This window comes from Ramlibacter aquaticus (genome assembly GCF_015159745.1).
In the GTDB taxonomy this organism is placed as follows: Bacteria; Pseudomonadota; Gammaproteobacteria; order Burkholderiales; family Burkholderiaceae_C; genus Ramlibacter; species Ramlibacter aquaticus.
Genome location: NZ_JADDOJ010000104.1, coordinates 1 through 12,994, shown reverse-complemented (window position 1 = coordinate 12,994; position 12,994 = coordinate 1). Strand labels below are relative to the sequence as shown.

The following is a 12,994-nucleotide window of genomic DNA, read 5'->3' as shown; positions in this document are numbered from 1 at the left end:
CCCGGGGAGGGGGCGTGGGGCGCGATGGCCAGGCCCGGCGCATCGGCGTGCAGCTGCCGCGCGAGCGCGGCCTTGCCGGCGGGCTCCACGGTGGCCAGCGCCTGCAGCGCGCGTTCCCTCAGCTCCATGCCGGGATTGTAGGGGCCGGGTCTGGCTATCATCGGCAGGGAAAGGACCCCCCACCCATGGCCATCTACGAACTCGACGGCAAGGCCCCCACGCTGGGCACGGACTGCTGGATCGCCGACAGCGCCGAAGTCATCGGCGCGGTCGAACTCGGCGACCACGCCAGCGTCTGGTTCGGCGCCGTCATCCGCGGCGACACCGAGACCATCCGGATCGGGCGCAACAGCAACGTGCAGGACCTGTCGGTGCTGCACGCCGACATCGGCATGCCGCTTTCCATCGGCGACAACGTGACCGTGGGCCACCAGGTCATGCTGCATGGCTGCACCATCGGCGACGGCTCGCTCATCGGCATCCAGGCCGTGGTGCTCAACGGCGCGAAGATAGGCCGCAACTGCATCGTGGGCGCCGGCAGCGTGGTCACCGAGGGCAAGGAATTCCCCGACAATTCGCTCATCATCGGCTCGCCGGCCAAGGTGGTGCGCACGCTGGACGATGCCACCGCCCGCCGGCTGGCCGAATCCGCCGCCCACTACGTGCACAACGGCCAGCGCTATGCGCGGGGCTTGAAAAAGATCGGCTGAGGCGGCACCTCACCTGTTTCCCCGAAGAAGTCTGTCCCCTTGAGCGAACTCCACCGTTTCGTCTTCGATGGCCTGCCCGTGCGCGGCAGCATCGTCCGCCTCACCGACGCCTGGCAGGAGGTGCTGGCGCGCCGCCGCGGCAACAGCCAGACCGGCGACTGGCCGCCCCCCGTGGCCGAGCTGCTGGGCGAGATGGCGGCCGCCGGCGTGCTCATGCAGTCGAACATCAAGTTCAACGGCGCGCTGATCCTGCAGATCTTCGGCGACGGCCCGGTCAAGGTCGCGGTGGCCGAGGTCCAGCACGACCTTTCGCTGCGCGTGACGGCCAAGGTGATGGGCGACGTGGCCGTGGACGCGACGCTGGCCGACATGGTGAACGCCGGCAACCGGGGGCGCTGCGCCATCACCCTGGACCCGCGCGACAAATTCCCCGGCCAGCAGCCCTACCAGGGCGTGGTGCCGCTGCACGGCGACCAGCACGAGAAGCTGGGCCGGCTGTCGCAGGTGCTGGAGCACTACATGCTGCAGTCCGAGCAACTGGACACCACGCTGGTGCTGGCGGCCGACGGCAAGGTGGCCGCGGGCCTGCTGATCCAGCGCCTGCCCATCGAGGGCGAGGGCAACCTGGCCGGCAGCCTGGTCAGCCGCGCCAACGAGGACGAGATCGGCCGCAACGAGGACTACAACCGCATCGCCACGCTGGCCGCCAGCCTGACGCGCGAGGAGCTGCTGGAGCTGGACATCGAGACCGTGCTGCGCCGGCTCTTCTGGGAGGAGAAGCTGCTGCGCTTCCCGCCCCAGGTGCCCAGCTTCGCCTGCACCTGCAGCCGCGAGCGCGTGGCCAACATGATCCGCGGGCTGGGCCGCGCCGAGGCCGACAGCATCGTCGAGGAGCAGGGCCAGATCGAGGTCGGCTGCGATTTCTGCGGCCGCCAGTACCGCTTCGACGCGGTGGACGCGCGCCAGCTCTTCACCGACCCCGGCGACCAGCCGCCGGGCACCGGCACCCTGCAGTAAGGGCCCGCGAGACCGGCCGTGCTCAGCCGGCGCCCCGCACCAGCCCGGTGAACAGCCGGTGCTCGCAGTCGGGGTCCGAGCATTTCTCGCAGGTCCAGGCGCGCCGCGGGCGGATCTCGCCGTCGGGGTGGCCCTCGATCGCGGCCAGCGCGTTCTTCAGCCGCTCCTCGCCCTGGCCATAGACCACGCGCCAGGGCAGGCTGGCCTTGCCCAGCATCTCGCGCACCAGCGCATCCACCGGCCCCTGCACGTGCGGGCCGTCGCGCTGCAGGCCGTCGGGCACCCAGGGCAGGTCCAGGCCGGTGAGCAGGGTGTGGTCGTAGACGCGCTGGCGCTCGACGGCGAAGCGGTAGAGGCTGCCGTCCTCGAACAGCATGGCGCTGTAGACCGCCACCATCATGGCCGTGGTGTCGGCGACCACGATCTCGGCGCGCGCCTGCGCCTCGTCCACCCGCCGCTCCTGCTCCTGGGCGATGGCCATCTGCTCCTCGGGGCGTGGGGTGCGGCCCATGGCGGCGCACCAGTCGCGCAAGGCCTCGGGCACCGCCTCGGCGCTGCGGCCGCGGGCGCGCCAGTGGGCCGCCAGGGCCTGCGCCAGCTGCGTCTTGCCGGTGCTCTCGGCGCCCAGCAGCGCGATCTTCATGCGCCGGCCCCCAGGCGCGTGCGCCACTCGCGCCAGCCCAGCACGCACAGGGCGACGAACAGCAGGTAGAGGCCCAGGGTGAGCCACAGGCCCTTGTAGGCGAACAGCGCCACGCTCACCGCGTCGACCACGCCCCAGGCCAGCCAGTTCTCGATGAACTTGCGGCCCAGCAGCACCTGCCCGACCACGCTGCCCGCGGTGATGAAGCCGTCGGACCAGGGCGTGGTGCTGTCGGTGAAGCGCATCAGGAAGAAGGCGCACGCCGGCCACAGCAGCGTCCAGGCGGCCAGCGTGAAGGTCCAGCCGCGACGGCGAAGGCGCGTGGCGTGCAGGGGGCTGCCGTCGGCGCGGCGGCCGCGCAGCCATTCCCACCAGCCCCAGGCGGAGGCGAGGGCGAAATAGACCTGCAGCGAGGCATCGCCGTAGAGGCTGTCATGCCAGAAGAGCAGCAGGTACATCAGCGAGGCGAGCGCGCCCAGCGGCCAGCCCCAGTGGATCTCGCGGATGTTGCAGCCCACCATCACCACCGAGATGAGGACGGCGGCCACTTCCAGCCAGGTGGTGGGCGCGCCCCAGAGCGTGAAGGCGGGGGCGAACAGCAGGTCGGTCATGCGTGCGTGCGGGGCGGCGGCGCCGCCCTACTTGCCGATGTTGACCAGGATCTCGTTGGGCTTGACCATGCCCAGCTCGGAGCGGGCCTTCTCCTCGACCATCTCCAGCCCTTCCTTGAGGTCGCGCACCTCGTTCGCGAGGCGCTCGTTGACCTGCCGGGCCTGGTCGTTGGCGCTGCGCTGCGCGAGCAGCTTCTGCTGCAGGGCCGCCACATTGCTCACGCTGCCCCGCCCGAACCACAGCTGCGCGTGGACCACGAGCAGCGCGGCGAGCAGGAACAGCGGAACGAAGCGGTTGCCCAAGGCCGTGTCAGCGCAGGTTGTAGAAGGCGTCGCGGCCGGGGTACACCGCCACGTCGCCCAGGTCTTCCTCGATGCGCAGCAGCTGGTTGTACTTGGCCATGCGGTCCGAGCGCGAGAGCGAGCCGGTCTTGATCTGGCCGGCGTTGGTGCCCACCGCGATGTCGGCGATGGTGCTGTCCTCGGTCTCGCCCGAGCGGTGCGAGATCACGGCGGTGTAGCCGGCGCGCTTGGCCATCTCGATGGCGGCGAAGGTCTCGGACAGGGTGCCGATCTGGTTGATCTTGATCAGGATGGAGTTGGCGATGCGCTTGTCGATGCCTTCCTGCAGGATCTTGGTGTTGGTGACGAACAGGTCGTCGCCCACCAGCTGCACGCGGCTGCCCAGGCGCTCCGTCAGGTGCTTCCAGCCGTCCCAGTCGCCCTCGGCCATGCCGTCCTCGATGGAGACGATGGGGTACTTGTCGCACCAGGAGGAGAGCACGTTCGTCCATTCGGCGGCGTCCAGCACCAGGCCCTCGGCCTCCACGTGGTACTTGCCGTCCTTGAAGAACTCGCTGGAGGCGCAGTCCAGGCCCAGGGCGATCTGCTCGCCCGGGCGGTAGCCGGCGGCCTCGATGGCCTGCAGGATCATGCCGATGGCGGCCTCGTGGTTGGCCACGTTGGGCGCGAAGCCGCCCTCGTCGCCCACGGCGATGCTCATGCCCTTGTCGTGGATGATCTTCTTCAGGGCGTGGAACACCTCGGCGCCGTAGCGCACCGCCTCGCGGAAGCTGGGGGCCCCCACGGGGATGATCATCAGCTCCTGCAGGTCCAGGTTGTTGTTGGCGTGGGCGCCGCCGTTGACCACGTTCATCATGGGCACCGGCAGCTGCATGCCGCCCATGCCGCCGAAGTAGCGGTACAGCGGCAGGCCCGATTCCTCGGCGGCCGCGCGGGCCACGGCCATGGAGACGGCCAGCGTGGCGTTGGCGCCCAGGCGGCCCTTGTTGTCGCTGCCGTCCAGGTCGATCAGGGTCTTGTCCAGGAAGGCCTGCTCGGAGGCGTCCAGGCCCAGCACGGCCTCGGAGATCTCGGTGTTGATGTGCTCGACGGCCTTGAGCACGCCCTTGCCCAGGTAGCGCGACTTGTCGCCGTCGCGCAGCTCGATGGCCTCGCGCGAGCCGGTGGAGGCGCCCGAGGGCACCGCGGCGCGGCCCATGGTGCCGGATTCCAGCAGCACGTCGCATTCCACGGTGGGGTTGCCGCGCGAGTCCAGGATCTCGCGGCCGACGATGTCAACGATTGCGCTCATTCAGTGTGTCTCTCGTGCAGGTTTCTAAAATCGGATCAGACCGGCGCGGCCACGCCCTCGACCAGCACCATGTTGAAGTACTCGGTCGCCCCCTGGCGCAGCTTCTTCACCTCGGCGTAGGGGCCTTCCTCGTAGAAGGCCTTGGCCTGCGCGTAACTGGGGAAGCGCAGCAGGGCCACGCGGTGGGGCTGCCAGTCGCCTTCCAGGGTCTCGTGGCGGCCACCGCGCACCACGTACTCGCCGCCGTAGGCCTTCAGGCAGGCCGGCGCCGCCGCCATGTACTGCTTGTACTGTTCCATGTCGGTGATGTTCATCTCGACGATCAGGTAGGCGGGGGCGGACATCGGTGGGTTCCTCGTGGTCTTTCCAGGGGGCTCGTTCAGGCCTGGAAGCGGTCTTCCAGGTAGCCGTTCTTCTTGGTGACGGCGTCCAGTGCGACCAGGGTCTCGAGCAGGGCGCGCATGTGCTTGAGCGGCACCGCGTTGGGCCCGTCGGACTTGGCGTTCGCCGGGTCCGGGTGGGTCTCCATGAACAGGCCGGCCACGCCCACGGCCACGGCCGCGCGCGCCAGTACCGGCACCATCTCGCGCTGGCCGCCCGAGCTGGTGCCCTGGCCGCCGGGCAGCTGCACCGAGTGCGTGGCGTCGAACACCACCGGGGCGCCGGTCTCGCGCATGATGGCCAGCGAACGCATGTCCGAGACCAGGTTGTTGTAGCCGAAGCTGGCACCGCGCTCGCAGGCCATGAAGCGGTCCTCGGACAGGCCCTTGTCGCGCGCGGCGGCGCGGGCCTTCTCGATCACGTTCTTCATGTCGTGGGGCGCGAGGAACTGCCCCTTCTTGATGTTCACCGGCAGGCCGGACTGCGCCACGGCATGGATGAAGTCGGTCTGGCGGCACAGGAAGGCCGGCGTCTGCAGCACGTCCACCACCTTGGCGACCTCGGCGATCTCGGCCTCCGAGTGCACGTCGGTGAGCACCGGCACGGCGAGTTCCTTCTTCACCTTGGCCAGGATCTCCAGGCCCTTGTGCATGCCCGGGCCGCGGAAGCTGGTGCCCGAGGACCGGTTGGCCTTGTCGTAGCTGCTCTTGAAGATGAAGGGGATGCCCAGCGCCGCGGTGATCTCCTTGAGCGTGCCCGCGGTGTCCATCTGCAGCTGCTCGCTCTCGACCACGCAGGGGCCCGCGATCAGGAAGAAGGGCTGCTGCAGGCCGATCTCGAAGCCGCAGAGCTTCATGCGACCGCCTTCAGGGGCTTGCCCTGGCTCTGGTGGTCCAGCGCGGCCTTGATGAAGGCGTTGAACAGCGGGTGGCCGTCCCAGGGCGTGGACTTGAACTCGGGGTGGAACTGCACGCCCATGAACCAGGGATGCACGTCCTGCGGCAGCTCGACGATCTCGGTCAGGTGCTCGCGCTGCGTCAGCGCGGAGATCACCAGGCCGGCCTTGCGCAGCTGGTCCAGGAAGTTGACGTTGGCCTCGTAGCGGTGGCGGTGGCGCTCGGTCACCACGTCGCCGTAGATCTTGTGCGCCAGCGTGCCGGGCGCCACGTCCGAGCTCTGCGCGCCCAGGCGCATGGTGCCGCCCAGGTCGGAGCTCTCGGTGCGCTTCTGGATGGAGCCGTCGCGGTCCTTCCACTCGGTGATCAGGGCGATCACCGGGTTGGGCGTCTCGGGCTCGAACTCGGTGCTGTTGGCGTCCTTCAGGCCGGCGACGTCGCGCGCGTACTCGATGGTGGCGACCTGCATGCCCAGGCAGATGCCCAGGTAGGGGACCTTGTTCTCGCGCGCGAAGCGGGCGGCCGAGATCTTGCCTTCGATGCCGCGCTTGCCGAAGCCGCCGGGCACCAGCACCGCGTCGAAGCGGGCCAGCTGCGAGACGGTCTCCGGCGTCAGGGTTTCCGAATCCAGGTACTCGATCTTCACGCGCACGTGGTTCTTCATGCCGGCGTGGCGCAGCGCCTCGTTCAGCGACTTGTAGCTGTCCGACAGGTCCACGTACTTGCCGACCATGGCGATGGTGACCTCGCCCTGCGGGTGCTCGGTCTCGTAGACCAGGTCGTCCCAGCGCTTGAGGCTGGCCGGCGGCGTGTTCAGGCGCAGCTTGTCGCAGATCAGCCCGTCCAGGCCCTGCTCGTGCAGCATGCGCGGCACCTTGTAGATGGTGTTCACGTCCCACATGGAGATCACGCCCCACTCGGGCACGTTGGTGAACAGCGAGATCTTGGCCCGCTCGTCGTCCGGGATCTTGCGGTCGGCGCGGCACAGCAGGGCGTCGGCCTGGATGCCGATCTCGCGCAGCTTCTGCACCGTGTGCTGGGTGGGCTTGGTCTTGAGCTCGCCGGCGGCGGCGATCCAGGGCACGTAGGTGAGGTGCACGAAGGCCGTGTTGTTCGGGCCCAGGCGCAGGCTCATCTGGCGCGCGGCCTCCAGGAAGGGCAGGGACTCGATGTCGCCCACCGTGCCGCCGACCTCCACGATCGCGACGTCGGCCGCGCCGGGCTCGCCCACGCGGGCGCCGCGCTTGATGAATTCCTGGATCTCGTTGGTGACGTGCGGGATGACCTGCACCGTCTTGCCCAGGTAGTCGCCGCGGCGTTCCTTCTCGAGCACCGACTGGTAGATCTTGCCGGTGGTGAAGTTGTTGACCTTGCCCATGCGGGTGGTCACGAAACGCTCGTAGTGGCCCAGGTCCAGGTCGGTCTCGGCGCCGTCGTCGGTGACGAACACCTCGCCGTGCTGGAAGGGCGACATGGTGCCCGGGTCCACGTTGATGTACGGGTCGAGCTTGATCAGGGTGACTTTGAGGCCCCGCGACTCGAGAATCGCTGCGAGGGAGGCTGAGGCGATCCCTTTGCCCAGGGATGACACCACACCGCCTGTGACGAAGACAAACTTGGTCATGTCTTGACCGGGATGCCGGGCTCCCGGGAGGTGGTAAAGCGAGATTATACGGGCCGGGGGCCGGCCGCCCGCACCTGCTACATTCCCGCCCATGATGGATCTCCAAGGCAAGCACCTGGTCCTGGGCCTGACCGGCGGCATCGCCTGCTACAAGTCGGCGGAGCTGTGCCGGGCCTTCGTGAAGGCCGGCGCCAGCGTGCAGGTGGTCATGACCGAGGCCGCGGAGCGCTTCATCACGCCGGTGACGATGCAGGCGCTGTCGAATCGGCCGGTGTACGGCTCGCAGTGGGATGCCCGCGAGCCGAACAACATGCCGCACATCAACCTCTCGCGCGAGGCCGATGCCATCGTCATCGCCCCCGCGAGCGCCGACTTCATCGCCAAGCTGGTGCACGGGCGGGCCGACGAACTGCTCAGCCTGATGTGCCTGGCCCGGCCCGTGGACCGCGTGCCCCTGCTGCTGGCCCCCGCCATGAACCGCGAGATGTGGTCGCACCCGGCGACGCAGCGCAACCTGGCGCAGGTGGCGGCCGACGGCGCCACCCTGCTGGGCGTGGGCACCGGCGAGCAGGCCTGCGGCGAGACGGGCGATGGCCGCATGCTGGAGCCGGCCCAGATCCTGGAGGACGTGGTCGCCTTCTTCCAGCCCCGGCGGCTGGCCGGCAAGCGCGTGCTGGTGACGGCCGGCCCGACCTACGAGGCGATCGACCCGGTGCGCGGCATCACCAACCTCTCCAGCGGCAAGATGGGTTTCGCCATCGCCCGCGCGGCCCGCGAGGCTGGCGCCGAGGTGACGCTGGTGGCCGGGCCGGTGGCCCTGCCCACGCCGCGCGGCGTGACGCGCATCGACGTGCGCTCGGCGCGCGAGATGCTGGCCGCCACCGAGCCCGCCGCGGCGCAGGCCGACGTGTTCATCGCCACCGCCGCGGTGGCCGACTGGCGGCCCGCCACGGCGGCCGACCAGAAGATCAAGAAGGACGGCACGGGCCAGGCCCCGCAGCTCGCCTTCACCGAGAACCCCGACATCCTGGCCACGGTCGCGGCCTCGCAGCGGGCCGTGTCCGGGCGGCTGTTCTGCGTCGGCTTCGCCGCCGAGAGCCATGACCTGGCGGCCCATGCCCGCGCCAAGCGCGAACGCAAGCGGGTGCCGCTGCTGGTGGGCAACATCGGCCCGGCCACCTTCGGCGCCGACGACAACGCGCTGCTGCTGGTCGATGCGCAGGGCGAGCGCGAGATCCCCCGCGGCCCCAAGCTGGCCCTGGCCCGCGCCCTGGTGGCGGAAGTGGCGAAACGACTATGAAGATCGACCTGAAGATCCTGGATCCGCGCATGGCGGACCAGCTGCCCGCCTATGCCACGCCCGGCAGCGCCGGCCTGGACCTGCGCGCCTGCATCGACGAACCCCTGGTGCTCGAGCCCAACGGCTGGCGCCTGGTGCCCACCGGCATCGCACTCTGGCTGCGCGACCCCGGCTATGCGGCCATGATCCTGCCGCGCTCCGGCCTGGGCCACAAGCACGGCATCGTGCTGGGCAACCTGGTCGGGCTGATCGACAGCGACTACCAGGGCCAGCTCATGGTCAGCGCCTGGAACCGCAGCGACGTCGCGTTCACGCTGCAGCCCATGGAGCGCCTGGCCCAGCTGGTGATCGTGCCGGTGGTGCAGGCCGAGTTCAACGTGGTCGATGAGTTCCCGCCCAGCCAGCGCGGCGAGGGCGGCTACGGCTCCACCGGCAAGCACTGAGGCCGGGCAGGGCGGCAGCGCCTTTCCCGGGCCGCCGGCGGCGCCCGGGCTTGCGGCGAGCCATCGCGCCCCTCCCGGGGTGCAAGGCCCGGGACCGGGTGCTGCGGGCCGCTCTTCCTTGCCCTCCTACCGTCCCGGTCCCGGGGTTCCTACAGCCATGCGCGGCGATGGCTGCGGCCGAGGTGCGCCGGTGCGTCCTGTAATGGTTGCACGAGGCCGCAGCCGCGGCCGCGCTGCCTACAAGGAGAACCCCATGCGCCCCATCCGTCTCACTTCGATCGCCGGCGGTGCCGCATTCGCGGCCCTGCTGTCCGCCTGCAGCACCAGCCCCTCGGTGCCGGTCTCGGTCAACGTGCCCCCGCCCACGGTGGTGAACGCGCCGGCCCCGGTCGCGGCCGCGCCCATGTCGCTGGAGTACGGCCGGGTCGTGTCCATCGACTACTACGCCGGCGGCGTCTCCAGCGCGCCCAGCATCCCCGGCGCCATCATCGGCGGGGTGGCCGGTGCCGTGCTGGGCAACCAGATCGGCGGCGGCTCGGGCCGTGACGCCGCCACCGTGCTGGGCGCGGTCGGCGGTGCGGCGGTGGGCAGCCAGGTGGGCCGCGGCGCCACCGCCGCGCAGCCGACCTACCGCGTCACGGTGCAGACCGACCAGGGCACGATGCGCTACTACGACGTGGGCGCCACCGGCGACCTGCGCGTGGGCGACCGCGTCCGCGTGGAAAACGGCGTGATCTACCGCAGCTGAGGCCCGCCATGGACACACGCATCCTCAAGATCGCCGGGGCCGCGGCCCTGGCCACCGGCCTGGCCGCCTGCGCCACCTACCCGGCACCGGGCTACCCGCCCACGGCCGGCCCCGCCTATTCCGTGGTCACGCCGCCGCAGCAGCAGCCCTACTACGGCAACACGCAGGCGGCCGCGGTGGAGTACGGCCGCATCACGAACGTGCAGCTGGTGTCGCAGGGCACCAGCGCCGCCAACACCAACAACAACACCGCGGGCACCCTGCTGGGCGGCGTGGTGGGCGGCGTGCTGGGCAACCAGATCGGCCACGGCGGCGGCCGCGCGGCGGCCACCATCCTGGGCGCCGTCGGTGGCGCCGCGGTGGGCAACCGCCTGACCAACCCGCCCGGGGGCGCCTACGCGCAGGCCAGCGGGCCGGTCTACCGGGTCTGGGTGCAGATGGATTCGGGCGTCACCCGCACCTACGACGTGAGCGCCATCGGCGACCTGCATCCCGGCGACCGGGTGCGCGTCGAGAACGGCGCGATCTACCTGTCCTGATCGGCCTCAGCCGATCTGGAAGAAGCCGGTGCCGGTGGAGCCCCGGCCGATTTCCTCTTCGGTCGCCTCGCGCACGCCTTCCACCTTCAGGCGCAGGCGCAGCGCGATGCCGGCCAGCGGGTGGTTGGCATCCAGCACCACGTGCTCGGGGTAGATCTCGGTCACGGTGAACAGGGCCTTGTCCGGCGCGCCTTGCGAGGTGGCGCCGGGCGGCAGGCCCTCGAAGCTCATGCCTTCCTGCAGTTCGGCCGGGAACAGGCCGCGCGGCTCCAGGAAGACGCGGTTGCCGTCATAGTCGCCGAAGGCGTCCTCGGGCTCCAGGTGCAGGTCCAGCGTGTCGCCGGGCTCGTGGCCTTGCAGCGCTTCCTCGATCTTGGCGAGCAGGTCCTTGCCGCCGACGAGGAACTCCACCGGTTCGTCCAGTTCGTCCAGCACCTCGCCCAGCGTGTCCTTGAGGGTCCAGGTGAGCGCGACCACGCACTGCGGGCTGACTTGTCGGGTTTCCATAGGAGAATTGTCGCAGTTCCATGGACATCTCCAGCCCCACCCCCACGCTGGGCGGCCTCTCGCCCACCCAGTTCATGCGCCGCCACTGGCAGCGCAAGCCCCTCCTGGTGCGCGGCGCCTTCCCCGGCATCACGCCGCCGCTGAAGCGCGCCGCCCTGTTCGATCTCGCCGCCTCGCAGGACGTGGAGTCGCGCATCGTCGAGCAGCAGGCCGGCGGTGCCTGGAAGATGCGCCGCGGCCCCTTCGCGCGGCGCGCCCTGCCCCCCCTCTCGCGGCCGGGCTGGACCCTGCTGGTCCAGGGCCTGGACCTGCACCTGGAAGCCGCCCACCAGCTGCTGCAGCGATTCGCCTTCGCGCCGCAGGCCCGGCTGGACGACCTGATGCTGAGCTACGCCACCGACGGCGGTGGCGTGGGGCCGCACTTCGACAGCTACGACGTGTTCCTCATCCAGGTCCACGGCCACCGGCTCTGGCGCTGGGGCCGGCAGGACGACCTCTCCTTGCGCGAGGACGTGCCGCTGAAGATCCTCTCGCACTTCGAGCCCGAGCAGGAGGCACTGCTGGCGCCCGGCGACATGCTCTACCTGCCGCCGCGCTACGCGCACGACGGCATCGCGCAGGGCGAGTGCATGACCTGCTCGGTGGGCTTCCGGGCCCCGGCCCGGGGCGAGCTCGCGCGCGAGCTGCTGCAGCGCCTGGCCGAGGACGCGGCAGGCCTCGCGGGCGACGCGCTCTACCGCGACCCCGCCCAGCCGGCCACGCAGGCGCCGGGCGAGATCCCCGCGCCCCTGCAGGCCTTCGCCGCCCAGGCCCTGAAGGCGGCGATGGCCGATCCGCACGCCATGGCGCGCGCGCTGGGCGAGGTGCTGACCGAGCCCAAGGCGCAGGTCTGGTTCGAGGCCGGCGGGCCCCTGGGCCGCCGGGCGCGCGGCCTGGTGCTGGACCGCCGCACCCGCATGCTCTACGACGGCCGCCACGTCTTCGTCAACGGCGAATCCTGGCGCGCTTCCGGCGCCGACGCGCGGCTGATGCGCGCGCTCGCCGACGGTCGCCAGCTCGACGCGGCCGCGCTGGCCGGGGCCAGCGTCGGCGCGCGTGCGCTGCTGTCGGCCTGGTGCGAGGACGGCTGGGCGCATCCCCTGCCTTGAACCCCCCGGGAGCCCGCATGGACGACGCATCCGACACCGCCCCGGCGCCGCTGCCCGAGGGCGCCTTCAGCGGCCGTGAGGCCTTCCAGGACGCGGTCCGGCGCGCGCTGGCGGCGGCGGCCCGCGAAGGCTGGCGCGAGCTGATCCTCAGCGATGCGAGCTTCGAGGACTGGCCGCTGGGGGAGCGGGCCACCATCGCCTCCCTGCAGGCCTGGTCCGCGTCCGGGCGGCGCTGCATCCTGCTGGCGCGGCGCTGGGATGCGGCGATCCGCCGCCATGCCCGCTTCGTGGAGTGGCGGCGCACCTGGTCGCACATCGTCGAGGCCCGGGCCTGTCCCGCGGCCGACCCGCTGGAGCTGCCCAGTGCGATCTGGACGCCCACCTGGGTGCTGCAGCGGCACGACGTGGAGCGCAGCCGCGGTGTCGCCGGGTCCGAGCCGCAGCGCCGGCTGCTGCTGCGCGAATCGCTGAACGAATGGCTGGGGCGCAGCACCCCGTCCTTTCCCGCGCACACCCTGGGCCTGTAGCCGGCTGCATTTGCACGGCACTGATACCACACGTTACTGCTCTACAGTGCCCCAGGGAGGGGCAGATCCTCCATGAAGTGGAGCAGACTCAGGGTTTTCGTGCATATAATCTCAGACTGAGCAGCAAGAGCTCGAGTCCTTGCTCCTCGGTCATCCGGCAGCCACCTGCCTTTGACAATTTCCGGAAATTGTTCTTCCCTACAAAAGGAAACCCTCAAATGAAGAAATCGCTCGTCCTGGCGACCCTGATTGCTGCCGCCGCCCTCGCCGCTTGCGGCAAGAAGGAAGAGCCGGCGCCTGCTCCGG

At 70.6% G+C, this 12,994-nt stretch carries 16 protein-coding genes; 8 read left to right on the top strand and 8 right to left on the bottom strand.

What is annotated here, in order from left to right; all coding sequences use genetic code 11:
• Positions 1–185: 185 nt before the first annotated feature.
• Entirely contained in the window at positions 186–710 is a 525-nt protein-coding gene (locus IM725_RS18210; protein ID WP_193782057.1) for a gamma carbonic anhydrase family protein, read from the top strand.
• Positions 711–749: 39 nt separating this feature from the next.
• Complete coding sequence (hslO, locus tag IM725_RS18205; RefSeq protein ID WP_193782056.1) at positions 750–1,727, top strand: Hsp33 family molecular chaperone HslO; 978 nt, start codon at positions 750–752, stop codon at positions 1,725–1,727.
• Between the two features lie 22 nt (positions 1,728–1,749).
• On the opposite strand, the gene IM725_RS18200 is transcribed toward hslO, so the two are convergent.
• The 7 genes from IM725_RS18200 to IM725_RS18170 are packed head-to-tail and all read right to left on the bottom strand — an operon-like array spanning position 1,750 to position 7,476.
• Entirely contained in the window at positions 1,750–2,370 is a 621-nt protein-coding gene (locus IM725_RS18200; protein ID WP_193782055.1) for an AAA family ATPase, read from the bottom strand.
• Entirely contained in the window at positions 2,367–2,981 is a 615-nt protein-coding gene (gene pnuC / locus IM725_RS18195) for a nicotinamide riboside transporter PnuC (protein WP_193782054.1), read from the bottom strand. Before pnuC ends, IM725_RS18200 begins: the two co-directional genes overlap by 4 nt.
• A gap of 27 nt (positions 2,982–3,008) precedes the next feature.
• A complete protein-coding gene (locus tag IM725_RS18190) occupies positions 3,009–3,284 on the bottom strand; it encodes a septum formation initiator family protein (protein ID WP_193782053.1) in 276 nt (91 codons plus the stop codon).
• Between the two features lie 7 nt (positions 3,285–3,291).
• Positions 3,292–4,575, bottom strand: a complete 1,284-nt coding sequence (gene eno, locus IM725_RS18185) for a phosphopyruvate hydratase (protein ID WP_193782052.1) — start codon at positions 4,573–4,575, stop codon at positions 3,292–3,294.
• 35 nt (positions 4,576–4,610) lie between these two features.
• A complete protein-coding gene (locus IM725_RS18180) occupies positions 4,611–4,919 on the bottom strand; it encodes a DUF1330 domain-containing protein (RefSeq protein ID WP_193782051.1) in 309 nt (102 codons plus the stop codon).
• 35 nt (positions 4,920–4,954) lie between these two features.
• The gene (gene kdsA / locus IM725_RS18175) at positions 4,955–5,812 is read right to left on the bottom strand and encodes a 3-deoxy-8-phosphooctulonate synthase (protein WP_193782050.1); all 858 of its coding nucleotides are present in this window, start codon (positions 5,810–5,812) and stop codon (positions 4,955–4,957) included.
• Positions 5,809–7,476, bottom strand: coding sequence for a CTP synthase (locus IM725_RS18170; RefSeq protein WP_193782049.1), 1,668 nt, complete (start codon positions 7,474–7,476; stop codon positions 5,809–5,811). Before IM725_RS18170 ends, kdsA begins: the two co-directional genes overlap by 4 nt.
• A gap of 91 nt (positions 7,477–7,567) precedes the next feature.
• Here IM725_RS18170 and coaBC point away from each other — a divergent pair, with 91 nt between their 5' ends.
• From coaBC to IM725_RS18150, 4 genes are all read left to right on the top strand, one after another.
• Positions 7,568–8,776: a bifunctional phosphopantothenoylcysteine decarboxylase/phosphopantothenate--cysteine ligase CoaBC gene (gene coaBC, locus IM725_RS18165; RefSeq protein ID WP_193782048.1), complete on the top strand. Its 1,209-nt coding sequence runs from the start codon at positions 7,568–7,570 to the stop codon at positions 8,774–8,776.
• Positions 8,773–9,219 carry a dUTP diphosphatase gene (dut, locus tag IM725_RS18160; RefSeq protein ID WP_193782047.1) on the top strand — a complete coding sequence of 149 codons (447 nt, stop codon included), beginning with the start codon at positions 8,773–8,775 and terminating at the stop codon, positions 9,217–9,219. The genes coaBC and dut overlap by 4 nt, the downstream gene beginning before the upstream one ends.
• A gap of 253 nt (positions 9,220–9,472) precedes the next feature.
• Positions 9,473–9,967 (top strand): outer membrane lipoprotein, encoded by a 495-nt coding sequence (locus IM725_RS18155; protein ID WP_227753926.1) that lies wholly within the window; start codon positions 9,473–9,475, stop codon positions 9,965–9,967.
• Between the two features lie 8 nt (positions 9,968–9,975).
• On the top strand, positions 9,976–10,506 hold the full coding sequence (locus IM725_RS18150; protein ID WP_193782046.1) for a glycine zipper 2TM domain-containing protein: 531 nt from the start codon (positions 9,976–9,978) through the stop codon (positions 10,504–10,506).
• Positions 10,507–10,512: 6 nt separating this feature from the next.
• Here the strand turns inward: IM725_RS18150 and IM725_RS18145 are convergent, their stop codons facing one another.
• Positions 10,513–11,013, bottom strand: a complete 501-nt coding sequence (locus IM725_RS18145) for an FKBP-type peptidyl-prolyl cis-trans isomerase (protein ID WP_193782045.1) — start codon at positions 11,011–11,013, stop codon at positions 10,513–10,515.
• Positions 11,014–11,033: 20 nt separating this feature from the next.
• Between IM725_RS18145 and IM725_RS18140 the strand changes: the two genes are divergently transcribed.
• Both IM725_RS18140 and IM725_RS18135 read left to right on the top strand, forming a co-directional pair.
• On the top strand, positions 11,034–12,161 hold the full coding sequence (locus IM725_RS18140; protein ID WP_193782044.1) for a cupin domain-containing protein: 1,128 nt from the start codon (positions 11,034–11,036) through the stop codon (positions 12,159–12,161).
• 17 nt (positions 12,162–12,178) lie between these two features.
• Entirely contained in the window at positions 12,179–12,688 is a 510-nt protein-coding gene (locus IM725_RS18135) for a hypothetical protein (protein WP_193782043.1), read from the top strand.
• Positions 12,689–12,994 lie beyond the last annotated feature (306 nt).

Coding starts and splice junctions, on each gene's coding strand:
- IM725_RS18150 (WP_193782046.1), top strand. CDS start 9,976: ATGGACACACGCATCCTCAAGATCGCCGGGGCCGCGGCCCTGGCCACC.
- IM725_RS18200 (WP_193782055.1), bottom strand. CDS start 2,370: ATGAAGATCGCGCTGCTGGGCGCCGAGAGCACCGGCAAGACGCAGCTG.
- IM725_RS18140 (WP_193782044.1), top strand. CDS start 11,034: ATGGACATCTCCAGCCCCACCCCCACGCTGGGCGGCCTCTCGCCCACC.
- eno (WP_193782052.1), bottom strand. CDS start 4,575: ATGAGCGCAATCGTTGACATCGTCGGCCGCGAGATCCTGGACTCGCGC.
- IM725_RS18155 (WP_227753926.1), top strand. CDS start 9,473: ATGCGCCCCATCCGTCTCACTTCGATCGCCGGCGGTGCCGCATTCGCG.
- IM725_RS18170 (WP_193782049.1), bottom strand. CDS start 7,476: ATGACCAAGTTTGTCTTCGTCACAGGCGGTGTGGTGTCATCCCTGGGC.
- IM725_RS18210 (WP_193782057.1), top strand. CDS start 186: ATGGCCATCTACGAACTCGACGGCAAGGCCCCCACGCTGGGCACGGAC.
- IM725_RS18145 (WP_193782045.1), bottom strand. CDS start 11,013: ATGGAAACCCGACAAGTCAGCCCGCAGTGCGTGGTCGCGCTCACCTGG.
- kdsA (WP_193782050.1), bottom strand. CDS start 5,812: ATGAAGCTCTGCGGCTTCGAGATCGGCCTGCAGCAGCCCTTCTTCCTG.
- coaBC (WP_193782048.1), top strand. CDS start 7,568: ATGATGGATCTCCAAGGCAAGCACCTGGTCCTGGGCCTGACCGGCGGC.
- IM725_RS18135 (WP_193782043.1), top strand. CDS start 12,179: ATGGACGACGCATCCGACACCGCCCCGGCGCCGCTGCCCGAGGGCGCC.
- IM725_RS18180 (WP_193782051.1), bottom strand. CDS start 4,919: ATGTCCGCCCCCGCCTACCTGATCGTCGAGATGAACATCACCGACATG.
- dut (WP_193782047.1), top strand. CDS start 8,773: ATGAAGATCGACCTGAAGATCCTGGATCCGCGCATGGCGGACCAGCTG.
- pnuC (WP_193782054.1), bottom strand. CDS start 2,981: ATGACCGACCTGCTGTTCGCCCCCGCCTTCACGCTCTGGGGCGCGCCC.